This window comes from Dactylosporangium sp. NPDC000555 (genome assembly GCF_040300025.1).
Lineage (GTDB): Bacteria > Actinomycetota > Actinomycetes > Mycobacteriales > Micromonosporaceae > Dactylosporangium.
On the sequence record NZ_JBEPDB010000001.1, the window covers coordinates 135,725 to 158,878 of the forward strand.

Consider the following 23,154-nt stretch of genomic DNA (forward strand, 5'->3'; position numbering starts at 1 on the left):
TCAGGCCAACACGTCGTCAGCATCGGTGATCGTGTAGGCATACCCCTGCTCCGCGAGGAACCGCTGCCGATGCGCCGCATATTCCGTGTCGATCGTGTCCCGGGCGACGACCGTGTAGAAGTGCGCCTGCCGGCCGTCCGCCTTGGGCCGCAGCACCCGCCCCAGCCGCTGCGCCTCCTCCTGCCGTGATCCGAACGTCCCCGACACCTGGACCGCCACGGCGGCCTCGGGCAGGTCGATCGAGAAGTTGCCGACCTTGGAGATCACCAGCGTCTTGAGCTCCCCGTTTCGGAACGCGTCGAAGAGCCGCTCCCGCTCCCTGTTGGTGGTCGAACCCTGCACGATCGGCGCCTCGAGGAACTCCCCGAGCTGGTGCAACTGATCGATATAGCCGCCGATGACCAGAATCTGGTCGTCCTTGTGCCGGTCGATCAGCGCGCGCACCACCGGCAGCTTGGTCCGCGCGGTGGCGGCCACCCGGTAGCGCTCCTCCGGCTCCGCGACGGCATACGCCATCCGCTCGGCGTCGGTGAGGGTCACCCGCACCTCGACGCACTCGGCCGGCGCGATCCAGCCCTGCGCCTCGATGTCCTTCCATGGCGCGTCATACCGCTTCGGGCCGATGAGCGAGAACACGTCGCCCTCGCGGCCGTCCTCGCGCACGAGCGTTGCGGTCAGCCCCAGCCGGCGGCGGGCCTGCAGGTCGGCGGTGAACCGGAAGATCGGGGCCGGCAGCAGGTGGACCTCGTCGTAGACGACCAGGCCCCAGTCGCGGGCGCTGAAGAGATCCAGGTGCGCGAACGTGCCACCACGGCGGGTCGTCAGCACCTGGTAGGTCGCGATCGTGACCGGCCGGATCTCCTTGCGCTCGCCGGAATACTCACCGATCTCCGCGTCGGTGAGGCTGGTGCGCGCCAGCAGCTCGCGCTTCCACTGCCGCCCGGCGACCGTGTTGGTGACCAGGATCAGCGTCGTCGCCTTCGCTTCGGCCATCGCCGCGGCGCCAACCAGCGTCTTGCCGGCGCCGCAGGGGAGCACGACCACGCCCGAGCCGCCGGCCCAGAACGACTCGACCGCCTCGCGCTGATAGGAGCGCAGGACCCAGCCGTCCTCCGCCAGGCTGATCGGGTGCGCCTCACCGTCGACGTAGCCGGCGAGATCCTCCGCCGGCCAGCCCAGCTTCAGCAGTGCCTGCTTGAGCCGGCCCCGCTCGGAGGAGTGCACGATGATCGTGTCGGCGTCGATCTGGGCGCCGAGCATCCCGGCGAGCTTCTTGCTCTTCGACACCTCGATCAGCACCGCCCGGTCGGAGGCGTGCAGGACCAGGCCGTGGACCGGGTCGTTGAGCAGCTGGAGCCGCCCATACCGATCCATGGTCTCGGCGATGTCGACGAGCAGCGCGTGGGGCACTGGGTAGCGCGAGAAGCGCAGCAGCGAGTCGACCACGCTCTCGGCGTCGTGGCTCGCGGCGCGCGCGTTCCACAGCCCGAGCGGGGTCAGCCGGTAGGTGTGCACATGCTCGGGCGAGCGCTCGAGCTCGGCGAACGGCGCGATGGCCATGCGGCAGGCCTGGGCGTCGGGGTGGTCGACCTCGAGCAGGAGGGTCTTGTCGGACTGGACGATCAGCGGACCTTCAGGCACCGGACCAGTGTCGCATGCGGGTATGACAGTTCCCGGATAATGGGAAGGATGCACGCCGATGCAACCGGACTAGGGGTCGTACGCGTTTTGACCATGGACGGTCTGGCGGCCGTTCGCCGCGGAGCCGGGCGTGCGCGTTCGGCGATCGTCAGCAGTCGGCACGCCCGCAAGCGCGCCGGGATCGGACGGTCGAATCAGTTCGGGGGCGGGCGCGTCGTCCGATCCGGGCTCCGCGGGGGTCGGGAGCGCTCACGACCGACGCTCAGGCGTCGGCCTCCGGAATGGCCCCCGTGATCCGGTGCAGCGCGAACGTGTGCAGCATCTCCGTGCGCTCGTCCTCGGCGCGCAGGTAGCCCGAGCCCATCGAGACCGGCCTGACCAGCCGCGATGCCGTGGCCCCGTGCGCGTCGACGTAGCCGACCCAGACCCGCGTCTTGTCCCGCAGTGCCTGCTGCAGCACCTCGAGGGCCTCGGTGTGCGACGCGCTCGACGCCCCGTCGGAGCGCACGGTCACCGGCGCCCGCCGGGCGGCCCGGGCCGCGGCGTCGCCCCGGCGGATCTGCTCGATCACCCCGGCCAGCCGCGGCGCCGACAGCCGCACGCTCGTGGCCGGGTCCTCCACTCCGCGGGCGGCCCACGTCGGCCGCGGCGCCCCCCGCCGGACCTTCGGCCTGGTCAGCACCGCGGCGCCGGTCGCGTCCTCCTGCACCGGCGGATAGCCCGCCTCGCGCAGCGCCTCCAGCAGGCGGGCCGGGGTGTGGCGGCAGGCCAGGACCGTGGGCGCCAGGCGGCGCAGGCCCAGCGCCTGCAGGCGCCGGTCGGCGAGCACCTCGGCGATGACCGACTCGTCGTCGCTGCGCACGTAGGAGTTGGCCGAGCCGATCCGAATGCCGCCGTGCCGGCGGGCGACGTCGTCGATGAGGTACGTCAGCGTCTGCGGCACCGGCGTGCGGGACCGCCGCGCGAGCAGCGCGTGCAGGTCGGCGGCCGAGTAGCCGGAGTCCAAGCTGCGGCGCACCGTGTCCGTGGTGATCCGGTAGACGCTGGCCGACTCCTGCCGGCCCAGCAGCTCGAGCTCGCCGGCGAGGGTCGGCTCCGGCGGGCCCGGGACGATCACGGAGAGGTCGGCCTGCAGCAGCACGTGGTCGACCGGCGAGGGCAGCAGCGTGTCGAGCAGCGCCGCCGAGCCGGCCATCGCGTATCCCTCCGGCGCCGCGATCCCCAGCGGGTCGTCCGGGTCGAGGCCGTCGGACAGCAGCTCCTCCAGCAGCAGCCGGCCGTAGCTCGTCAGCCCGTTGAAGCCGGTCAGGCCCAGGAACGCGGCCTCGGCCAGGCTGGCCTCGATGCCCGCCGAGGCGCCCCGGCTGATGCGCCGCGGCGCGCGCCACGCCAGCGTCTCCACCACGGCGGACGGCGCCGCGCTCTGGCCCGGCGCCAGGTCGGCGAGCACCTGCAGCCCGGCCCGGCGCTGCGCCGGCGCGCCCGGCCGGGACAGCTCCGGTGCGAGGGCGTTGATCGGCCGGTCGCGGTCGTCGCGCTGTCCCACCAGCGCCGGGGCGCGAGTCATGGTCAGCCAGGCGACCGCGAGTCGGTGCCAGCGGGCCGCGATGCCACCCGCCCGCCAGGCGTCATACGCCACCGTGGGCATGAACACGCTCTCGATCCGCTTGTTGTCGATGAGCTCCTCGCCGACGAGACCGGCCGCGGTGACGACCTCCGCCAGCAGCGCCGCCTGCGGCTCGTCCACTCCGACGGACTTGGCGTAGCGACGCAGCTCCCGGACGCCGAGGCCGCCGGAGCGCAGTACGGACGGCGGCTCCTGGCCGATGCTCTCGATCAGCGCCTCGGCGTTGCGCACCAGCTCCAGGACCTGCCCCGCGCCCGCGCGGTCGAGCTGGGCGGGCTCGCGCTGCGGGGTGTCCATCGGCGGCGGGTCGGGGTGCAGCTGGCCCAGCGGCCCCGCGTCGCGGCGCAGCACGAGCGAGACCTCGACCGGCAGTTCCACGGCGTCGCGCCCGACCGAGACCAGCAGGTGGCGGTCGACGAGCCAGCGGATCGGCGAGTCGGAGTCGGGCCGCAGGCTGGCGGCGGCGACCGTGCCGACCGGTGGCCCGGCGGCGAGCCGGTCGAGCACCGCCCGGGCGCCCGGCGGGGCGGCCAGCAGCGTGCGGCGCAGCCCGGCGGCGTCGGCGGCCAGCGCGCCCGCCATCGGGTCGAGCTCCTCGGCGGGGCGGCCCAGCCCGGCCGGATACGGCGAGCAGACCTCCTCCACGGCGCCGACGATGCGCAGGGCCGGGTCCGGCCCGAACACCACGGCGTAGGCGCGCAGCTGGTCGACCGCCGCGCGCACCCGCGCCGCCTCCAGCCCGGACTGCGCGGTCAGCGCCAGCACCGCCTCGATCGAGGAGGTGTGCCCCACCCGCGTGTACCGCAGGGCGTCGAGGATCTCCAGCGTGAACTGGTCGAGCGCGTCGAGCGCCCGGGCGACGGCCACCCGGGACTGCGCGCGGTGCGCCAACGCCGAGAAGTCGGCCGGCGGCGGGATGACCAGGTCAGGACGTAACCGGATGAGCGCCATCAGCTCCCTGTCGGACAGGGCGCGTAAATGGTCGGCCAGCGAAGTCGTCGTCATCTCGCCTCATACGCTAACCGCATTGTCTGACAAAAGAGGGCGGGCCCGGTGGGCCCGCCCTCGATGTGCTTACGATGTGCTACTTCAGGCCGCCGCTCACCGCGGTGATCAGCTCACCGTTGGCGGTGTCGCCGGAGAGCTCCCAGACGAACGCGCCGCCGAGGCCCTGCGTCTTCGCGTAGCCCATCTTGCCGTTGATGGTGGCCGGGGTGTCGTAGCTCCACCAGTTGCTGCCGCACTTCGCGTACGCCGTGCCGGCGATCGTGCCGGTCGACGGGCAGGTGTTCTTGAGGACCTTGTAGTCCTCGATGCCCGCCTCGTACGTGCCGGGCGCCGCGCCGGTCGCGGTGCCGCCGGGCGCGGCCTGGGTGACGCCGGTCCAGCCGCGGCCGTAGAAGCCGATGCCCAGCAGGATCTTGTTGGACGGGACGCCCTTGCTCTTGAGCTTCGAGACGGCCGCCTCGGCGCAGAAGCCGGCGGTCGGGATGCCCGAGTAGCAGCTCAGCGGCGAGTGCGGGGCGGTCGGGCCCTGCGCGTTGAAGGCGCCGAAGTAGTCGTACGTCATCGGCATGAGCCAGTCGAGGTTCGAGATCGCACCCGCGTAGTCGGTGGCGTCGATCTTGCCACCGTTGGAGCCGTCGGCCGTGATGGCCGCGGTCACCAGCGAGCTGGAGCCGAACTTGGCGCGCAGCGCCGCGACGACGTTCTTGAACGCGTTCGGGCCGCTGGTGTCACACTGCAGGCCACAGGCGTTCGGGTACTCCCAGTCGACGTCGATGCCGTCGAACACCCCGGCCCAGCGCGGGTCCTTGACCAGGTTGTAGCAGGAGTTCGCGAACGCGGTCGGGTTCTGCGCGGCCTGCGTGAAGCCGCCCGACCAGGTCCAGCCACCGAACGACCAGATGACCTTCAGGCCCGGGTTCCTCGCCTTGAGCTTCTTCAACTGGTTGAAGTTGCCCCGCAGCGGCTGGTCCCAGGTGTCGGCGACGCCGTCGACCGACTCGGCCGCGGTGAACGCCTTCTCGTAGTCCGCGAAGCTGTCACCGATCGAGCACTGCCCGTTGGTGGTGTTGCCGAACGCGTACAGGATGTGGGTCAGCTTCGACGCCGAGCCGCTCGTCTCGATGTTCTTCACCTGGTAGTTGCGGCCGTAGACGCCCCACTCGGTGAAGTACGCGACGACCTTCTTGTTCCCCACGGGCGGGTTCGAGGTCGGAGGGTTCGAGGTCGGGGGGTTGGAGGTCGGCGGCTTCGACGAAGGCGGGTTGGAGCTGGGCGGGTTGGACGTCGGCGGCTTGCTGGTCGTCGGCGACGTCGTCGGGTTGCCGCCACTACAGGCCACGCCGTTGATCTTGCAGTTGATCGGCGGCTTGGCGCCGGCGCCGTTCATGCCCCAGCTGAACGTGGCACCCGCGGCGAGCGTCGGGGACCAGGACTTGTTCGTGGCGACGTAGTGCTGACCCGTGCGGGTCACCTCGGCGTCCCAGAAGCTGGTGATCGAGCCGCCCGCGGGCAGGTCGAACTCAAGCGTCCATCCGTTGATCGCGCTTGCGGTGCCGTTGGTGATCTTGTAGCTGGCGCCCCAGCCGGAGCCCCAGTCCTGGTCGACCGTGAAGGTGGCGCTGAGGGTGCCGGCGGCGTTGGCGTTGGTGGTGACGACAGGGACGACGGCCGTGGCCGCCGCCAACGCGGCGGCGACGATGAGGCCGTTGCGGACGGATCGTTTCATCGCGTCTCCTGGATGATCCCTTAGGAAACTTTCCTAAAAGTATCCGTGACGCTAGTGGCAGAGGTCTCACTTCGTCAATAGGAGATCAGCGCGTCTCTCGATGGCATACCCACTGTGACCTGGGCATCCTTAAAGGTGTCTCAACAACCGGTTGTCATTGGCTTTGACCTTGACATGACGCTCCTCGACACCAGGCGGGGAATCGCCGCGACCTGGCGGGCGCTCACCGAGCGTACCGGCGTCCACGTCGACGCCGACCTCGCGGCCAGCCGCCTGGGCCCGCCGCTGCGCCAGGAGATGTCCGAATGGTTTCCCTTCGAGCGGATCGAGGAGGCGATCGGCATCTACCGCTCGCTCTATCCCGACCACGCCATCGCGCCCTCGGTCGCTCTGCCGGGGGCAGAACAAGCCCTGGATGCGGTACGCCAGGTGCCCGCGCGAATCGCCGTCATCACCTCGAAGCTCGGGCGACTCGCCGAACTGCATCTCGCATATCTGGGCATTTCGGTCGACAAGGTGTACGGCGACGCCTTCCACGCCGGAAAGGCCCGGGTCCTGCAGGACATTGGCGCCGCCCTCTACGTCGGCGACCACGTGGCCGACATGCAGGCCGCGGCCCTGGCCGGCATCCCGGCCGTCGGCGTCACCTCGGGCCCATGCTCCGCGGAGGACCTCCACGCCGCGGGCGCGACCGTCGTTTTCGAGGACCTACGCCCGTTTCCGGCGTTTCTCAAAGGCGTGATCTCGGTTGGCCGGGCCGTTTCCGGTGACTAGCCTTGGTGTGCAATCCCGGCGTGCCATTTACGGCTCCGGGACGGGTCCGACACTGGGGAGCAGGGCAGCGTGCCGACGGGTCGAGTGAAGTGGTACGACCAGGAGAAGGGTTTCGGGTTCCTCACCAGCGACGACGGGGGCGACGTCTTCGTGCACAAGGCGGCCCTGCCGTCCGGCGTGGGTGAGCTGAAGACCGGTCAGCGGGTCGAGTTCGGGGTGGTCGAGAGCCGCAAGGGCAGCCAGGCGTTGCAGGTGAAGCTGCTCGACGCGCCGCCTTCGGTGGCCGAGGCCCGGGCGGTGGCGAGCCGGCGCGCGCCGGAGGAACTGCATGGCCTGATCGAGGACATGATCAAGGTGCTGGAGGCGAAGATCCAGCCCGACCTGCAGCGCGGCCGCTTCCCGGATCGCAAGACGTCCCGCACGGTTGCCGAGGCCGTGCACCTGGTGGCCCGGGAGCTCGAGGTCTGATCTCGGCCTGTTCGCCGCTCGCCGCATGAAGAAGGGCCCGCGCCCGCCGGGCCCTTCTGTCGCGTGCGTGGGTGCGTCCCGGCAGGTAACGGATCTCACACCGGCGTTTACGCTCCGACGAGCGGCGTAGCGGGAACCAGCCCTTCGGCCGCGGCCCGGTTCAGCAGCGTGTCGACCGCCGCATGGCCGTCGGGCCCGAGCGAGGCGGTGAACTCGTTCACGTACAGCGCGATGTGCTGCTCGACGACCGCCTGCTCCATCTCCTGCGCGTGCTCGAGCACGAACTCCCGGCTGGCGCGCGGGTTTTCCCAGGCCAGCCGCACCGACTCCTTGATCCAGGCGGTCGCCTGCTCGGGGTCGACCCGGTCCCGGTGCGCGATGATCGCCCCCAGCGGGATCGGCAGCCCGGTGTCGTTCTCCCACCACTCCCCGAGATCGGCGAGCGCGTGCAGCCCATACCGCTGGTACGTGAACCGCGCCTCGTGAATCACCAGCCCGGCATCGAACCGCCCGGCCGCGACCGCGGGCATGATCTCGGCGAAGGGCACGATCTCGACGCTCGCCGGCGGGTCTCCGGCCGACCAGAGGCGCATCAGCAGGTATGCGGTGGTCCGGTCCCCCGGCACCGCCACGCTCTTGCCCCCGAGTGACTTGATCGACTGATCCTTGACCAGTACCAGCGGCCCGCACCCGCGCCCGAGCGCCCCGCCGCACGGCAGCAGCGTGTACTTGTCGAGCAGCCACGGCAGCGCCGCGTAACTGACCTTGACGAGGTCGAATTCCCCGTTCAACGCCGCGGTGTTGGTGACGTCGACATCGGCGAAGGTCACGTCGAAGTCGGGCGCCCCGGACACCAGCCCGTGCGTGAGCGCGTGGAAGACGAAGGTGTCGTTCGGACACGGCGAGAAGGCAAGGGAAAGCGTCACAAATCCGAATCTAGACCTTGCGGCCGGGCCCGCACGCCGAGTAAAGAATCCCCCGGTGTGACCCTCGCGACTCTCCGCCCATCGCCACGCGGACGCGCGAACTTGGGTCGAGCCGCAGCTCACGAAACCCCGTCGGTGACCACGGAGCGCGACGACACCGACCGTCCCCACCCGACACCGGCCGCGTTCGTTCAGGCTCGACCCGGACCGTGCAGCCGGGCACGACGGTCAGTGGCTGCCGAGGGTGGCGAAGGCGTCCCGGAGCGTCGACAGGGCCTGCGGGATGCGCCACGCGGCACGGTCCCGGGGCCCCACGGCGTTGGAGATGGTGCGGATCTCGCCGAATGCGGTGGTCGGCCACAGGCGGGCCGCGGTGGCGACGCCGAAGCCCTCCATGGCCTCGGCCACCGCGTCCGGGTGGCGCTTCTCGACGAACTCCTTCGCGCGGCCTGTCCCGGTCACCGTCGAGACCGTCAGCACAGGGCCACCGACGGCCTCGGGGAGGGCCTGGCGGAGCATCCGCAGCAGCGCCGGGTCGGCATCGTGCCGCGACGCCCCGAAGCCGAGCTCGTCGACGCTCTGGAACCCGTCCGGGCCGCCGGCCCCCAGGTCGGCCGCGATCGACTCAGTGCCGACGACCAGGCCGCCGATCTCCACCCGGCCCGCGAATCCGCCCGCGATCCCGGCGGACAGGACCACGTCGAACGGCGCTCCCCGCTGCACCGCGACGGTCAGGAACTGCGACGTCACCGCCGCCGCGGCCGCCGGACCGACACCGCACGCGGCCACCACCACGGGCGCGCCGGCATCGAGCGCGTCGGGCGCCTGCTCGTCGATGCCGAGCCCGGCGAGGACCGTGTTCTGTTCGATCTCGACCGCCGTCACGATCAACGCCCGCCCGTATCCCAGCAACCGCCTCACCGCTCGTCCTCCAGCCGGGCCGTCGGGTCGGTGCCCGAGGGCCGATACAGCGTGTATCCCGGCGGCGCCAGCGGCGATGTGCTGTCCTCCACGTCGACCGCGGGCATCTTGCGGGTAGCCGTCGGCTTGGCCGCCGTCGGCTCGATCGCCGTCGGCTCGGCCGTGTCCCGCTCGGCCGTGTCCCGCCGGCGCCGCCACCCGAAGCGCCGCTGCCCGCCGTCGTCGCCCGGCGTGCCCTGGCCGGTCGCCGCCGTGGCCGCGGCGGGCCGGGGAACGGTGGTGGCCTCCTCGGCGGGCATCCGCGCGGTCGGCGCCGTTCGCCCGCCCGAGCCGGCCCCGGAGCTCGCGGGGGCCCCGGAGGTCGAGGTGCCTGCGGCACCGGACCGGGCGGCGGGCATCGCGGCCGTCGTCGCATCGGAAGCGGCCACGTCCGGTGGCGCCCCGCTCAGGCGCTCCTTGCGCAGGACCACGGCCGAATACAGCGCCCGGACCGTGCCCAGCGTCGCGAACGCCGCGGCCACCAGCAGCCCCCACGACCCGCCGAACGGTATGAGCCCGACCGCGCCGCCCAATACCCATGCGATCATGAGCAGCGTCTCGGAGTGGGCGAACGCGCTCGCCCGCACCTGCTCGTCGATCCGCTCCTGGATCGAGGCGTCCACGGCGAGCTTGGCCAGGCCGCTGGCGACGGCGGTGAGCAGGCAGAGCAGCGCCACGGCCCCGAGCGAGCCACGGTAGGCGGCGATGATGGCGACGAACGCGGCGAGCACGATGCCGATCGCCTGGAGCAGCGCCGGGCGATGGATGCGCAGCCGGGTGCCGATCGCGGTGGCCAGGAACGAGCCGACCCCGAGCGCGGCCGCCACCACCACGACCGCCGCCTGCTGGGAGAGCTGCCAGACGGCGAAGTCGACCGGGAGCGTGCCCTCCTTGATGGCGAATGCGAGATACAAGGTCAGGAATCCATAGAGGCCCCGCAGCGTGGCGCTGCCGATCAGGGCGGCAACGACCACGCGCCCGCTGAGGATCTTCACGCCGCGCCGGCCCATTGGTCGCAGGATGCGTGGCATCGTCTCGGGCGGATCGGAGTCGGCGCGCGGGGGCAGCCGCAGCGCGGTGACCATGGCGTAGAGGAAGACGAGGATCGACACCCGCAGCGGCCACTGCGGTCCGAACTGACCGGCGAACAGGCCGATGGGCAGCACGACGGCGCCCGCCAGCGTGCCGAACACCGAGGCCCGGGCGCCGGCCTCGGACAGGCCCAGGCCGGGCGGCAGCACGCGGGGCACAGCGGCGCTGCGGGCCACGCCATAGGCGCGGGACAGCACGAGCATGCCGAACGCGGCTGGATACAGCGCCCAGCCGGTGAGGTGCTCGGAGAGCACGAACGCCAGGAACGCGCGCCCCAGCATCGTGACGGCCAGCGCGTATCGCCGGCCGTGACGGAACCGGTCGAGGATGGGCCCGACCACCGGCGCGAGCAGCGCGAACGGCAGCATCGTCACGATCAGGTAGAGCGCCACGCGCCCGCGGGCCTCCCCGGCGGGCACCGAGAAGAAAATGGTCCCGGCGAGACCCAGCGCGACCAGGGTGTCTCCCGCGCAGGATGCGGCGTGCAGGTCGAGCAGGCGGAGCATGCCCGTCTCGCCGCCGGCTCCGCGCTCGCGCACGCGCAGCAGGTTGCGCCCGAGGAAACGGCCCGCCCTGGTCGTGCCGACGGCGGCGACCCGCGCCGCGCGCACGGTGGTGACCATGGTCTGTGCCACTCCTCGAATCACGGACATGCCACCATCCTGAACCATCGGTACGACAGTTTCGGGGCACGCCGGGCCCACCGTGCTCGATAGGCGTGGCGATGAGGAAGAATGGTGGTGTGACTGCCTCGACTGCACCCGCGCGCGGAAGCGGCCGCGCCGCCAAGCTCGACCAGGTCCTGGCGGACGCCGTCGAGACGGCGCTGCGGGGACTCGACGTGGTCGATCCCGATCACATCGGCGCGCATCTGGGCGCTGTTGCCGAGGGCGATCGGCTCGTCACGCACTTCTTCGAGTGTGGCCTGCCCGGCTATCGCGGCTGGCGCTGGGCCGTCACCGTAACCCGCATTCCTCGCAGCCGGCAGGTCACGATCTGCGAGTCGACGCTGCTGCCCGGCCCCGAAGCGCTGCGCGCACCCGAGTGGGTGCCCTGGCAGGAGCGCCTCCAGCCAGGCGACCTCGGCGTCGGTGACCTGCTGCCGACCCCGCCCGACGACCCGCGGCTCACGCCGGGGTATCTCCAGTCCGACGACCCCGCGGTCGAAGAGGTCGACTGGGAGCTCGGCCTCGGCCGCGCCCGCGTGATGTCGCGCGAGGGCCGCTCGGAGGTGGCCCAGCGTTGGTATGACGGCGAACGCGGTCCCAATGCCGCGATCTCCGTCGCCGCCCCGTCGTCGGCGCGCTGCGGCTCGTGTGGGTTCTACCTGCAGCTCGCCGGATCGCTGCGGCAGGCGTTCGGCGTGTGCGGCAATGAGTATGCGCCCGACGACGCCCAGGTCGTCTCGGTCGACCACGGCTGCGGCGCGCACTCCGAGGTCCTGGTCGAGCAGGTGCAGGCGGTCGACGAGCTGCCGACGGTCTTCGACGACAGCGAGGTCGAGCAGGTCGCCGTGAGCCACGCGCCGGGCTCGGTCGACGGCGACGAGCCGGCCGAACCCTATGGGCACGGCTGAGCCCGACTACACGGAGCGACCGTCCCGCATGCGCGGTGCGGTCGTCTGGCGCAGGGGCGTGCGGGAGGCCGGCACGAGCCGCATCCTTCCCGATGGCTGCATGGACGTCATCCACTGCGACGGTGAGCTCTTCGTCGCGGGCCCGGACACGTCCAGGCCGAGCCGGCGGTAGAAGGCGAGCGAGCGCGGCATGTCGGCGACGACGATGCCGATGACGTTGAGTCGAAGTGCCATGTGCCCCACGCTAGGGCGCGGTGGGGCTGTCCGTCTTGAACGAATCGGACGCCACCCGGGCCCGGCGCCGCCGGTTCCGGTCGTGCACGACCATCGTGAGCAGGCCGGGGATGCCCCACAGGGCGCCGGCGATCGCGATGCCGAACCAGCTGCCATGTCCGGCCTTCGCGAGCTCGTCGCGGAACGGCAGCATGATCAGCGCGGCGATGATCCACAGCGCGATGCCCACGACGGCGAACGGCACCATCGGCGGGTCGAGCGGCTTGGGCGGCGTGGGCACGCCGATCACGGTACCTGGCTGGCGCCGTCCGCCGCAGGCCCCGGGTGATTGACGGCACAGGTCGTTAGCCATGCTCATTAGGTAAGCTAACTAATGTGATGGTTCGCGTACGGAAACTCGCGGCCGCCCAGCTGGCGGCGGCGCTGCGGGACAGCATCACCCGGCTGAACCGGCGCCTGCGCCAGGCCAGGCCCATGGGAGATCTCACGATCACCCAGCTGTCCGCGCTGACGAGCCTCGAGCTCGCCGGCGCACTCACGCCGCGTGAGCTCGCCGAGATCGAGCGCGTGCAACCGCCGACCCTCACCAAGATCGTCGCGAAGCTGGAGGACCGCGGTCTCGTCCAGCGCTCGCCGCACCCGACCGACGGCCGGCAGGTCATCCTCGCCGCCAGCGAGTCGGGCCGCGCGGTCGTCGCCGAGCACCGCCGCAGCCGCGACGAGTGGCTCGCCAAGCAGCTCATGGCCCTCACACCGGAGGAGCGTGAGGTGCTGACCAAGGCCGCCGAGATTTTGGGGAGGATCGGACGGAGCGCATGAGCGGTACCACGTTCGGCTCATTGAAGGTTTACAACTACCGACTGTTCACCATCGGCCAGCTCGTCAAGCTCCTCGGCACGTGGATGCTGTTCACCGGGCAGGACTGGCTGGTGCTGCAGTTGTCGGGCAACTCGGCGTCCGCACTGGGTGTCGTGACCGCCCTGCAGTTCGCGCCGGTGCTGTTCCTTTCGCTGTACGGCGGACAGCTGGCCGACCGATTCGACAAGCGGCACCTGCTGCTGCTGGCGAACGCGGCGTCGGCGCTGGTGGCGACCCTGCTGGGCGCCTTGGTGCTCACCGGCGTGGTCACGCTCTGGTGGGTCTACGTCACGGCCGCCCTCTTCGGCATGATCAGCGCCATCGAGACCCCGGTGCGCCAGGCGTTCGTCTCCGAACTGGTCGCCAAGGAGCTGCTGCCCAACGCGCTGTCGCTCTCGTCCGCGACGTTCAACACCGCCCGCATCGTCGGCCCCGCGGTCGCCGGTCTCGTCATCGCCGCCCTACACGACAAGACGGGCCCGATCTTCCTGCTCACCGCGTTGCTGTGCATCGCTCCGCTGATCTGCCTGGCCCGCATGCGCGCCGCTGAGCTGTTCCGCGCCGAGCGCGTCGCGGTCGCGGCGAGCGAGGCCCGCACGATCGACGGCCTGCGGTACGTCTGGCGCCGCCCCGACCTGAGCCTGGCCATCCTGCTGGTGCTGATCGTCGGCCTGTTCGGGTTCAACTTCCAGCTGACCCTGGCCGTGCTGGCGAAGGTCGAGTTCCGGGTCGACGCGAAGTACTTCGGCATGCTCTCCACCGCCATCGCGCTCGGCGCTCTGATCGGCGCGCTGGCCAGCTCCCGCCGCCGCAGCCGCCCGTCGGTCTACCTGGTGCTCGCCGCGGCCATCCTGTTCGCCGGCTTCGAGACGCTGGTCGGCTTCGCCCCGTCGTTCGTGGTCGCGGTGATCCTGCTCATCCCGACCGGCTTCTTCATGATCTACTTCGCCCAGGCGGCGAACCAGCGCGTCCAGCTCGGCGTCGACGCCGCGTTCCGGGGCCGGGTGATGGCCCTGTACGTCCTGGTGTTCCTCGGCAGCACCCCCATCGGCTCGCTGATCATCGGCTGGTGCGCCGAGCGGTTCGGACCCCGTTCGGGCCTTTGGACCGGTGGCCTGGTGTCGCTGATCGCCACCGTCGCCCTGGGCGTGCTCCAGCTGCGCCGGGTCGGCGGTCGCATTCACGTCGGCCTCCGTCCCCGCCCGCACATGCGGGTGCACGAGCGCACCGCGGGTGTCCCGGCGGTACGTCCGGCGGTGCGTTGATTTTTCTGTCGTACCCGTGTGGTTGAGTCACGGGCATGGAGCGATCACGTCTGCTGCAGTGCCTGGCCACCGACTACATGCGCCTGCGCGATATCGCCGGCACAGGCCTCACCGCCCCGGTGCCCAGTTGTCCGGGCTGGACCGTGACAGACCTCGTCCGGCACGTCGGACAGGTCTACCTGCACAAGGCGATGGTCATGCAGACGGGCGCGTGGCCCGCCTCCTGGCCCCCGCCCGAAACGGTTACGGAGCACCCGATCGCCCTGCTCGACCGGGCCTACGGCGCGGTCACCCACGAGTTCTCGCGTCGCGGCGACACGGACCCGGCCCTCACCTGGCACGCCCCGGACCAGACGGTCAGGTTCTGGATTCGCCGCATGGCCCAGGAGTCGGTCATCCACCGCCTCGACGCCGAGCTGGCGCTGCGCGCCGACTCCGACCCCATCCCCGACGATCTGGCGGTGGACGGCATCGACGAGGTGCTGCGCCTCTTCGTCGGCTACGGCTCCCACGCCTGGCGCGAGGACTTCACCGAGGTCCTGGCGTCGGCGAAGGGCCGCACGGTCCGCGTGCAGGTCGCCCCGCGCGGCCCCGCGTGGCTGATCCGCACCGATCCCGACGGCGCCACAGTCACCTCAGGAACCACCCCGGCCTCCGCCGACCAGCCCACGACGCCCGACGCGTCGGTAACGGGCGATCCAGCCACCCTGCTGCGGTGGCTATGGGCACGCGAATCGACCCCATTGACCGATGCGCACGTGTCGATCGAGGTGGAGGGTGACGGGGAAGCCATCAAGGAACTCCGAGCCATGTTGGTGGCCTCGACGCAGTAGTCGCCGCGACCCGGCCGGCCCTCAGGACGGCTCGTGGTGACGATCGAGCCGCGTTCCGGCCTTGCCTCGGCCGCCGCGGTCGCGGACAGCGGTGAGGCCGGGCAGGCGGCGGCGAGGGGGCGAAGCCTGCCCGGCCCCATCGCACCCATCTCTCGTGCGCCGGGTGGGCGTGCGCTGGTCGTTTTGCGCGCGATGCGAGGTTCGCGTAGCGAGAGTGCGTGAATCGGTAGCGATCGCTCTCGTGTGAGCCTAATCTCAGATGGTGGGCGTGCTGCGCGGCCTGCTCGTGGCCGGATTCATCGGGCTTATTGCCGTGGCGCCGTGCGTCATCTGCGCGCTGCTCCTGTCCGCCGACGAGATGATCTCGCGGGTCGGGGAAGGGGTGCGGCGGCTTACCCGGGCGATGCGGCGGCGGTGGCCGCTCAGCCGGTTGGGGCGTGGGATCGACGAGGTCACGCACGCCCGGCGGCCACGGGCCGTGGGGCCGCCGATCGAACAGGTCGCCGGGGACCTGCGCCGGCTCAACCGGCTGCGCGAAGGTGTCGCCACGCGGTCGCGGGTATGGTTCGTCGCGGTGCAGGAGGCGTACGACGACGGGCTGCGCCTGGCGTGTGCGCAGCTCGGCGTCGAGGAGCACCTCGACGAGCTCGCCGGTGTCGACCTGGAGCTGGAGCGGCTGCGGGTCGAGGGGGAGCTGCAGCGGGCGGGGCTGATCCTGCGAGGCGCCGGAGCGCAGCAGCGCTGATCCGAATCGACACGCACAAACGCCGCGTCGCTGGTCAGAGTCGGCAGGCGCGGCGACAGGAATCTGCCACACAACGTCTGGGGGCACTACGCGGTTGAGGGTGTTCATGGCGGCGTACCCGCCGGAGGACGTGCGAGAGCACTTCAAGAGCATGGTCGACGGGCTCGCCGTGGCACGGCCGCGGGAGCGGTCAGTCCGGCTCGCGCCGCCCGAGCGGTGGCACCTCACCGTCGCGTTCATCGGGGACGTCGAGGATGAGACCGCGGCGGTCGAGGCGTTGGGCGAACTGGCCGGGACGGCCGCGCCGACCGTGCGGATCGCGGGTGGCAAGACGCTCGGGCGAGGGCAGTTCAGGCACCTCGTGGCGGGGCTGGAGAGCGACGACCTGGCGCCGCTGGGCCTGGCGGTGCGGCGGGCGCTCAAGAGGTGCCGGCTGCCGTTCGACCGGCGGCCCTGGCAGCCGCACGTGACGATCGCCCGGCCGGGGGTGGTGCTGAGCCGGGAGGAGCTGGCCGGCGATCTGGCGATGCTGACCGCGTACCGGGGGCCGCGATGGCGCGTCGACGAGGTGCGGCTTATGCGGAGTCACCTCGGCCCCAAGCCCGAATACGACACACTGGCGGCCGTGACACTGGCCTGACCGCCGAGGCATCGCTGGGGGGTGGCGCTGGCCGAGCCACGACCAGCGCCGGAATCCAACCGCCTACCAGGCCCAGGCCTCCGGGCCGGGGCCGCCGTTGCCGACCGGCGGGAACAGCTCGTCGAGCCGGTCGAGGGTCTCCTTGTCGAGGGTGAGGTCGAGCGTGCCCGTCGTGCTGTCCAGCTGCTCGATCGTGCGCGGGCCGATGATCGGGGCGGTCACGCCCTCCTGCGCCAGCAGCCAGGCCAGGGCCAGGTTTGCCGGGTCGGTGCCGAGTTCGGCGGCGAGCTTCTCGAACGCCTCCAGCGACGTGCGGTGCTTCTCCAGGTCCTCGGCGGCACGGCCCTCGGCCGTGCGGGCCGCGCTGCCCGCGGCGAGCTTGGCCAGCGCGCCGCTGAGCAGGCCGCCGTGCAGCGGCGACCAGGGGATGACGCCCAGGCCGTACTGCCTCGCCGCGGGCAGCACCTCGAGCTCGACGGTGCGCGCCATGAGGTTGTAGATGCACTGCTCGGCGACGAGGCCGAGGAAGTTGCGTGCCTTCGCCGACTCCTGAGCGGCGGCGATGTGCCAGCCGGCGAAGTTGGACGACCCGACGTACAACACCTTGCCCTGCGTGACGAGCACCTCCATCGCCTGCCAGATCTCCTCCCACGGCGTGGTGCGGGAGATGTGGTGCATCTGGTACAGGTCGATGTAGTCGGTCTGGAGGCGCTTCAGCGAGGCATTGGCCTCGGTGATGATGTGCCGTGCGGAGAGGCCCTGGCCGTTGGGCCACTCGTGCATCTTGCCGTAGACCTTGGTCGCGAGCACGACCTTGTCGCGGCGGCCGCCGCCCTGGGCGAACCAGCGGCCGACGATCTGCTCGGTGACGCCCTCGCCCAGCTTCCAGCCGTAGACGTTGGCGGTGTCGAAGAAGTTGATGCCGTGCTCCAGCGCGCGGTCCATGATCGCGTGGCTGTCCGGCTCGGTGGTCTTCGGGCCGAAGTTCATGGTGCCCAGGCACAGCCGGCTGACGAGGAGGCCGGTCCGGCCGAGGTTGGTGTACTCCATGTACACCAACCTATCGCCGGACGAATATCCCAGTTACATGTCCCGGTTACGAGGTCTCGCGGGCGGCCGGTGCGCCACCGAAGAGCACGTCGTCCCAGCTCGGCAGCCGCTTGCGCGGCTTCTCCGTGGTGGCCGAGGGCTGCTCGACGGCGGAGGCGGCCGACGCGGTGTTGCGCCGCGGGCGCAGCACCGCCAGCGACGGCACCGCCGGGATCTCCTTGCTCTGGTCGCTGTCCTCGTCGAACGGGGAGCGGCCGATGAGGGCGGCGGCGCCACGGGCCCGGTTGTCGTTCTTGACGGGTGGCGGCGTGACGACCGGCTCGTCCGACGCGTTGGCGCCGAGCGGGCGGTCCAGCGAGGCGAGCAGCGCGTCGCGGCCGGCCCGGATCGGGTCGTTGCCCAGCGTGCGGCCGCCGGGCCGGCGCTCCGGCGTCGCCGGGCGGATCGGCTCGTGGCCGCCGCGTGCCGCGTCGGGGCGCAGGCCAAGGTCGCCGCGGCTGGTCTCGCCGCGGGCCGGCAGCGGCCGCTCCGTCGCGGGCGGCTCCTGGCCGAGGATGCTGGGGCCGCGCTCGGTGCACAGATACTGCGCCATGTCGTCGTGCGGCGACACCAGCTGGCGGGCCTTGTCCAGCTCCCAGACGGCCTGCGCGGTCGCCTTGCCGCTCGGCCAGGTCGCGGTGATCCGCCACGTGCCGTCCTCGCGCCGGTACGCGTCCCAGGAGATCTTCTCGGTGTCGATGCCGTGCTGGCCGAGCCGGATGTCGACGACCTCGGCCAGGGACGAGCCCTTCTCCGAGGTCTTCAGCCGGGTGCGCCGGGCGTGCTGGGCGAGCATCGCGCGCTCCTGCAGCACCGGGCCCGCGTAGCGCAGGACCCGGTCGACGGGCACGCCGGCGACCCGCGCGACCTCCTCGGCCGACTCGCCGGAGCGGATGCGGGCCTGGATGTCGCGCGGCGCGAGCTGTGAGGAGCCGGTCTCGACGGTGGTGACCGGGTGGCTGTGGTCGGGACGCAGCGCGCTCTGGACACGTTCGTCGATGGGCAGCGCCAGCAGCCGTCCGACCTCATCGGCAAGGACGAACGCCTGGCCGTCCTCCGAGAGGGCGACGAATCGCACAGGCCGCATCGCGTGCCTCCGTCCCACCCGCTTCAGGCGCCATCGGCCGGCGCCTTCAGGTCACAGTACGGCAACCGTAGCTGGAGAGACGCGCGCCGCGCCGACAGAAACCGGAAAAGGGGCAGATCAGAGCCGTTCGACGACGTAGTCGACGCAGACGGTCAGCGCCTCCACGTCGGCCGGGTCGACGCCCGGGAACATGGCGATCCGCAGCTGGTTGCGGCCGAGCTTGCGGTACGGCTCGGTGTCCACGATCCCGTTCGCGCGCAGCGCCTTGGCCAGGGCGGTCGCGTCGATCGAGCCGTCGAAGTCGATCGTGCCGACGACGTTGGAGCGCACCGCCGGGTCGGCGACGAAGGGCGTGGCCACGGCGGAGCGCTCGGCCCACCCGTACAGGATGGACGCCGACTCCTCGCTGCGCTTGGCCGCGAACGACAGGCCGCCGCCGGCGAGCATCCAGTCCACCTGCTCGGCGGCCAGGAAGATCGTGGCCAGGGCCGGGGTGTTGTACGTCTGCTCCAGCCGCGAGTTGTCGATCGCCGTCTGCAGGTCGAAGAAGTCCGGGATGTACCGCCCCGACTCCTTGATCTCCGCGACGCGCGCGATCGCGGCGGGCGACATGAGCGCGATCCACAGGCCGCCGTCGGAGCCGAAGCCCTTCTGGGGCGCGAAATAGTACACGTCGGTCTGGCTGACGTCCACGGCGAGCCCGCCGGCGCCCGAGGTCGCGTCGGTCAGGTGCAGGGCGCCCTCGTCGGTGCCGGCGAGCCGCCGGACCGGCACCGCTACGCCGGTCGAGGTCTCGTTGTGCGGCGAGCAGTACGCGTCGATGCCCTCCTCGGCGCGCAGGAACGCGCCGGTGCCGGGCTCGGCCTTGATCACGGTGGGCTCGCCGAGGAACGGCGCCTTCTTGGTGGCCGAGGCGAACTTGGCGCCGAACTCGCCGAAACTGGCGAACTGCGCCCGGTCGCGGATCAGGCCGAAGACCGCGATTTCCCAGAACGCGGTGCTGCCGCCGTTGCCGATCACGACCTCGTAGCCCTCGGGCAGGCTGAACAGCTCCGCCAGGCCGCGGCGCAGGCGGGCCACCTGGTCACGGACGGGCTTCTGCCGGTGGCTGGTGCCCAGCCACGTCTTCGCCACCCCGGCGAGCGCATGCACCGATTCGGGCCGCACCTTGCTGGGGCCGGCACCGAAGCGCCCATCGGCGGGCTTGATCTCGTCGGGAATGCGGATTTCAGCCATGTGAGTACTCCGGGGTGCGGCGGGCGGGCGGGTACCCCGCGGATCCTGCCATCATCCGCGCCGCAACCCGGTGAAAATTCGTCGGCGACGCGACGAGCGTCACACCGCCTACACGCCGTGCGGGATCCGGTCCCAGCCATCGACGTCATGCGGCTTGCGCGGCCCGGGGCCGACGTACTTCGCGGACGGGCGGACCAGCCGCCCCAGCTGCTTCTGCTCCAGAATGTGCGCGCTCCACCCGGCCACGCGGGCACAGGTGAACATCGAGGTGAACATGTGGGCGGGCACCTCGGCGAAGTCGAGGACCACGGCGGACCAGAACTCGACGTTGGTCGCCAGCACCCGGTCGGGCCGGCGGGCGTGCAGCTCCTCCAGTGCGGCCTTCTCCAGCGCCTCGGCGACCGCGAAGCGCGGCGCGTTGAGCTCCTTCGCGGTGCGCCGCAGCACGCGGGCCCGGGGGTCCTCCGCGCGATACACCCGGTGCCCGAAGCCCATCAGGCGCTCCCCGCGGTCGAGGACGCCCTTGACGTATCCCTCGGCGTCACCGCTGCGCTCGACGGCCTCGATCATGCCGAGCACGCGCGACGGTGCGCCGCCGTGCAGCGGGCCGGACAGGGCGCCGATGCCGGAGGAGATGCAGGCGGCCGCGTCGGCGCCGGTCGAGGCGACCACGCGGGTGGTGAACGTCGAGGCGTTCATGCCGTGCTCGGCGGCGGAGATGAAGTAGGCGTCGACGGCCTTGACGTGCCGGGGGTCCGGCTCGCCCCGCCAGCGGCGCATGAACCGCTCGACGATGGTCTCGGCCTTGTCGATCTCCTTCTGCGGTACCGCGGGCAGCCCGAGGCCGCGGGCGGCCTGCGCGACGAAGGACAGCGCGGTGACGCTGACCCGGGCCAGGTCCTCGCGGGCCTGCGGGGTCTCGATGTCGAGCAGCTGGCCCAGGCCCCAGTACGGCGCGAGCATCGCCACGGCGGACTGGACGTCGACCCGGATGTCCCCGGAATGCACCGGTACCGGGAAGGGCTCGGCCGGCGGGAGGCCAGGGCCGAACTTGCCGTCCACCAGGAGCGCCCATACGTTTCCGAACGACACCTGGCCGATGAGATCCTCGATGTCGACGCCGCGATAGCGCAGGGCGCCGCCCTCTTTGTCGGGCTCCGCGATTTCGGATTCGAAGGCGATGACGCCTTCGAGCCCCGGCTTGAAATCGGACATCACGCACTCCTGCCGAATCGGGGTGTCAACTCCCTTTTGACATCTTCACCCCTGGGCGTGGCGACTGCCGACTGAACGGAGGCTCAGATGTGTCCTGCATGACACATCTTCACGCATTTGTGATCGTCGGAGGAAAGATGTGAGCGTGACACCCAGCACATCACCGGAAGATTTGTCGCGGATGCGCAAGGAGTACTCGGGCGAACTGACCGAGGACTCGATCGCCGACAACTGGCTCGACCAGTTCGCCGCCTGGTTCGCCGACGCCGTGGAAGCCGGCCTGCCGGAGCCCAACGCGATGCTGTTGGCCACCGCCTCCGCCGACGGGCGGCCATCGGCCCGCACGGTGCTGCTCAAGGGGTACGACCAGCGGGGTTTCACCTTCTTCACCAACTACGAGTCGCGCAAGGGCAACGACCTCGCCGGCAACCCGCGCGCGACGCTCGTCTTTCCGTGGTACCACCTGCATCGCCAGGTCATCGTGAGCGGCGCGGTGGAGAAGGTCTCGCGCGCCGAGACCGAGGAGTACTTCGCCGTCCGGCCGCGCGGCGCCCAGCTCGGCGCGTGGGCGAGCGCGCAGTCCAGCGTGATCGGCTCGCGGGCGGACCTCGAGGGGTCGTGGGCGGACGCGGAGCGGCGCTTCGGCGACGGGCCCATCGAGGCGCCGCCGCACTGGGGTGGGTTCCGGGTCGCGCCCGACGAGGTCGAGTTCTGGCAGGGCCGGGCGAGTCGGCTGCACGACCGGCTCCGATTCAGCGGCGGCAAGCTCGAACGGCTCGCTCCGTGACCGGCTCGGAGCGAAGCGGAGAGGCCGGTCACCATGGGGCAGCGCGGAGCTCACGCGGCCGGAGCGAAGCGGAGGGCGCGTGACCGCTATAGAGGAGCAGGAGGAGGAGCGGCGCGGCTGGCTGCGGCGGCACGCGATCGACATCCGGCCGCTGCGGTACCCGGCGTACCGCCGCATCTTCGTCGGCAACGCCGTGTCGTTCTTCGGCGTGCAGTTCACGGCGGTCGCGGTGCCCGTCCAGGTCTACGCCATCACGAAGTCCGCTTTGTGGGTCGGCCTGTCCAGCTTCGTCGGCCTGGTGCCGCTGATCGTGTTCTCGATCTGGGGCGGCGCGATCGCCGACGCCTACGACCGGCGCCGGGTCCTGGTGGTCAGTTCCACCCTGATGTGGCTGACGACGCTGGGGCTGCTGGTGCAGGCGGTGCTGCACTTGAACAACCCGTGGCTGATGCTGCTGCTCATCGCCGCCCAGTCCGCGGCCTTCGGCATCAACAGCCCGGTCCGCCAGGCGATCATCCCCGCGCTCGTGGGTGGCGAGGAGGTCGCGGCGGCCAACACGCTCGGCTTCACGGTGTCCAACGTGGCGGCGATCGGCGGGCCGGTCGGCGCCGGCGTCGTCATCGCCGCGTTCGACTTCTCCGCCGCCTACGCCGTCGACGCCGTGCTGTTCACCGTGGTGCTCTGGGCCGCGCTGCGCCTGCCCGCCCTGCCGCCGACCGGCGCCCGGGCCACGGCGGGCCGGGCCACGGCGGGCCTGCGCGACATCCGCGACGGGCTGCGGTTTCTGGCCGGGCACAAGCTCATCCTGCTCACCTTCGCCATCGACATCGCGGCCATGGTGCTGGCGATGCCGAAGGCGTTGTTCCCGGTCGTCGCCGACGAGCGCTTCGGGCCGTCGTCGCTGGGCTGGCTGTACTCCTCCATAGCGATCGGCGCGGTGCTGGCCGGGCTGACCTCCGGGTGGATCGGGCGCGTACACCGCCAGGGCATCGCGCTCGTGCTGGCGGTGGTCGGCTGGGGCCTCGCCGTCGCGCTGGCCGGCGCGGTGCCGTGGCTGTGGGCGTGTGTGGCTTTCATGGCGGTGGCCGGCGCCGCCGACATGATCAGTGGGGTGTACCGCCAGACGGTGCTCCTCAGCGCGCCCGACGAGATGCGCGGCCGTCTGCAGGGCGTCTTCTTCGCCGTGGTCGCCGGAGGTCCACGTCTGGGTGACCTTCGGGCTGGTTCCATGGCCGACGCCACGAGCGCGAGCTTCTCTTGGGTCAGCGGCGGGATCGCCGCGGCGGCAGTGGCGGTGCTCCTGGCCCTGACATTTCCCGTCCTCCTCCGCTACACCGACCCGACACACTGAGGATATTGTCGCGCCC

22 protein-coding genes are annotated in these 23,154 nt (G+C 71.5%); 10 read left to right on the forward strand and 12 right to left on the reverse strand.

Annotated elements, in window-relative coordinates:
• The 3 genes from ABT297_RS00685 to ABT297_RS00695 form a co-directional block, all read right to left on the reverse strand.
• Complete coding sequence (locus ABT297_RS00685) at window positions 1-1,641, reverse strand: DNA repair helicase XPB (RefSeq protein WP_350543045.1); 1,641 nt, start codon at window positions 1,639-1,641, stop codon at window positions 1-3.
• Window positions 1,642-1,903: 262 nt separating this feature from the next.
• On the reverse strand, window positions 1,904-4,273 hold the full coding sequence (locus tag ABT297_RS00690) for a helicase-associated domain-containing protein (RefSeq protein WP_350543047.1): 2,370 nt from the start codon (window positions 4,271-4,273) through the stop codon (window positions 1,904-1,906).
• Between the two features lie 79 nt (window positions 4,274-4,352).
• Window positions 4,353-6,002 (reverse strand): glycosyl hydrolase family 18 protein, encoded by a 1,650-nt coding sequence (locus tag ABT297_RS00695; RefSeq protein WP_350543049.1) that lies wholly within the window; start codon window positions 6,000-6,002, stop codon window positions 4,353-4,355.
• A 114-nt stretch (window positions 6,003-6,116) separates the two neighbouring features.
• Here ABT297_RS00695 and ABT297_RS00700 point away from each other — a divergent pair, with 114 nt between their 5' ends.
• Both ABT297_RS00700 and ABT297_RS00705 read left to right on the forward strand, forming a co-directional pair.
• A complete protein-coding gene (locus tag ABT297_RS00700) occupies window positions 6,117-6,776 on the forward strand; it encodes an HAD family hydrolase (RefSeq protein WP_350543051.1) in 660 nt (219 codons plus the stop codon).
• A gap of 69 nt (window positions 6,777-6,845) precedes the next feature.
• The gene (locus ABT297_RS00705; protein ID WP_350543053.1) at window positions 6,846-7,244 is read left to right on the forward strand and encodes a cold-shock protein; all 399 of its coding nucleotides are present in this window, start codon (window positions 6,846-6,848) and stop codon (window positions 7,242-7,244) included.
• A 107-nt stretch (window positions 7,245-7,351) separates the two neighbouring features.
• On the opposite strand, the gene ABT297_RS00710 is transcribed toward ABT297_RS00705, so the two are convergent.
• The 3 genes from ABT297_RS00710 to ABT297_RS00720 form a co-directional block, all read right to left on the reverse strand.
• Window positions 7,352-8,170 carry a 1,4-dihydroxy-6-naphtoate synthase gene (locus tag ABT297_RS00710; protein ID WP_350543055.1) on the reverse strand — a complete coding sequence of 273 codons (819 nt, stop codon included), beginning with the start codon at window positions 8,168-8,170 and terminating at the stop codon, window positions 7,352-7,354.
• Between the two features lie 228 nt (window positions 8,171-8,398).
• Window positions 8,399-9,091 carry a futalosine hydrolase gene (locus ABT297_RS00715; RefSeq protein WP_350543057.1) on the reverse strand — a complete coding sequence of 231 codons (693 nt, stop codon included), beginning with the start codon at window positions 9,089-9,091 and terminating at the stop codon, window positions 8,399-8,401.
• On the reverse strand, window positions 9,088-10,875 hold the full coding sequence (locus ABT297_RS00720; protein WP_350543059.1) for an MFS transporter: 1,788 nt from the start codon (window positions 10,873-10,875) through the stop codon (window positions 9,088-9,090). The genes ABT297_RS00715 and ABT297_RS00720 overlap by 4 nt, the downstream gene beginning before the upstream one ends.
• 71 nt (window positions 10,876-10,946) lie before the next feature.
• Here ABT297_RS00720 and ABT297_RS00725 point away from each other — a divergent pair, with 71 nt between their 5' ends.
• A complete protein-coding gene (locus tag ABT297_RS00725) occupies window positions 10,947-11,798 on the forward strand; it encodes a DUF3027 domain-containing protein (RefSeq protein ID WP_350543061.1) in 852 nt (283 codons plus the stop codon).
• Between the two features lie 6 nt (window positions 11,799-11,804).
• On the opposite strand, the gene ABT297_RS00730 is transcribed toward ABT297_RS00725, so the two are convergent.
• Window positions 11,805-12,032 carry a VOC family protein gene (locus ABT297_RS00730; protein WP_350543063.1) on the reverse strand — a complete coding sequence of 76 codons (228 nt, stop codon included), beginning with the start codon at window positions 12,030-12,032 and terminating at the stop codon, window positions 11,805-11,807.
• 10 nt (window positions 12,033-12,042) lie between these two features.
• Window positions 12,043-12,312: a DUF2530 domain-containing protein gene (locus ABT297_RS00735; RefSeq protein ID WP_350543065.1), complete on the reverse strand. Its 270-nt coding sequence runs from the start codon at window positions 12,310-12,312 to the stop codon at window positions 12,043-12,045.
• A gap of 98 nt (window positions 12,313-12,410) precedes the next feature.
• On the opposite strand from ABT297_RS00735, the gene ABT297_RS00740 reads away from it, so the two are divergent.
• The 5 genes from ABT297_RS00740 to thpR all read left to right on the forward strand — a co-directional run bounded on the left by ABT297_RS00740 (window position 12,411) and on the right by thpR (window position 16,373).
• Window positions 12,411-12,851 carry a MarR family winged helix-turn-helix transcriptional regulator gene (locus tag ABT297_RS00740; RefSeq protein ID WP_350543067.1) on the forward strand — a complete coding sequence of 147 codons (441 nt, stop codon included), beginning with the start codon at window positions 12,411-12,413 and terminating at the stop codon, window positions 12,849-12,851.
• On the forward strand, window positions 12,848-14,155 hold the full coding sequence (locus ABT297_RS00745) for an MFS transporter (protein WP_350543069.1): 1,308 nt from the start codon (window positions 12,848-12,850) through the stop codon (window positions 14,153-14,155). The genes ABT297_RS00740 and ABT297_RS00745 overlap by 4 nt, the downstream gene beginning before the upstream one ends.
• Before the next feature lie 35 nt (window positions 14,156-14,190).
• Entirely contained in the window at window positions 14,191-14,988 is a 798-nt protein-coding gene (locus tag ABT297_RS00750) for a maleylpyruvate isomerase family mycothiol-dependent enzyme (protein ID WP_350543071.1), read from the forward strand.
• A gap of 259 nt (window positions 14,989-15,247) precedes the next feature.
• Window positions 15,248-15,733: a hypothetical protein gene (locus ABT297_RS00755; protein ID WP_350543073.1), complete on the forward strand. Its 486-nt coding sequence runs from the start codon at window positions 15,248-15,250 to the stop codon at window positions 15,731-15,733.
• A gap of 106 nt (window positions 15,734-15,839) precedes the next feature.
• Window positions 15,840-16,373: an RNA 2',3'-cyclic phosphodiesterase gene (thpR, locus tag ABT297_RS00760; protein ID WP_350543075.1), complete on the forward strand. Its 534-nt coding sequence runs from the start codon at window positions 15,840-15,842 to the stop codon at window positions 16,371-16,373.
• Window positions 16,374-16,436: 63 nt separating this feature from the next.
• Here thpR and ABT297_RS00765 read toward each other — a convergent pair whose 3' ends face one another.
• From ABT297_RS00765 to ABT297_RS00780, 4 genes are all read right to left on the reverse strand, one after another.
• Window positions 16,437-17,423 (reverse strand): aldo/keto reductase, encoded by a 987-nt coding sequence (locus ABT297_RS00765; RefSeq protein WP_350543076.1) that lies wholly within the window; start codon window positions 17,421-17,423, stop codon window positions 16,437-16,439.
• Between the two features lie 46 nt (window positions 17,424-17,469).
• Window positions 17,470-18,549 carry a septation protein SepH gene (gene sepH / locus ABT297_RS00770; protein ID WP_350543077.1) on the reverse strand — a complete coding sequence of 360 codons (1,080 nt, stop codon included), beginning with the start codon at window positions 18,547-18,549 and terminating at the stop codon, window positions 17,470-17,472.
• Between the two features lie 117 nt (window positions 18,550-18,666).
• Window positions 18,667-19,785, reverse strand: coding sequence for a phosphoserine transaminase (gene serC / locus ABT297_RS00775; protein WP_350543079.1), 1,119 nt, complete (start codon window positions 19,783-19,785; stop codon window positions 18,667-18,669).
• Window positions 19,786-19,893: 108 nt separating this feature from the next.
• The gene (locus tag ABT297_RS00780; protein ID WP_350543081.1) at window positions 19,894-21,000 is read right to left on the reverse strand and encodes a citrate synthase 2; all 1,107 of its coding nucleotides are present in this window, start codon (window positions 20,998-21,000) and stop codon (window positions 19,894-19,896) included.
• A gap of 181 nt (window positions 21,001-21,181) precedes the next feature.
• Here ABT297_RS00780 and pdxH point away from each other — a divergent pair, with 181 nt between their 5' ends.
• Together pdxH and ABT297_RS00790 are read left to right on the forward strand one after the other, a co-directional pair.
• Window positions 21,182-21,787: a pyridoxamine 5'-phosphate oxidase gene (gene pdxH / locus ABT297_RS00785; RefSeq protein ID WP_350543560.1), complete on the forward strand. Its 606-nt coding sequence runs from the start codon at window positions 21,182-21,184 to the stop codon at window positions 21,785-21,787.
• A 79-nt stretch (window positions 21,788-21,866) separates the two neighbouring features.
• Window positions 21,867-23,138, forward strand: a complete 1,272-nt coding sequence (locus ABT297_RS00790; protein ID WP_350543083.1) for an MFS transporter — start codon at window positions 21,867-21,869, stop codon at window positions 23,136-23,138.
• Window positions 23,139-23,154 lie beyond the last annotated feature (16 nt).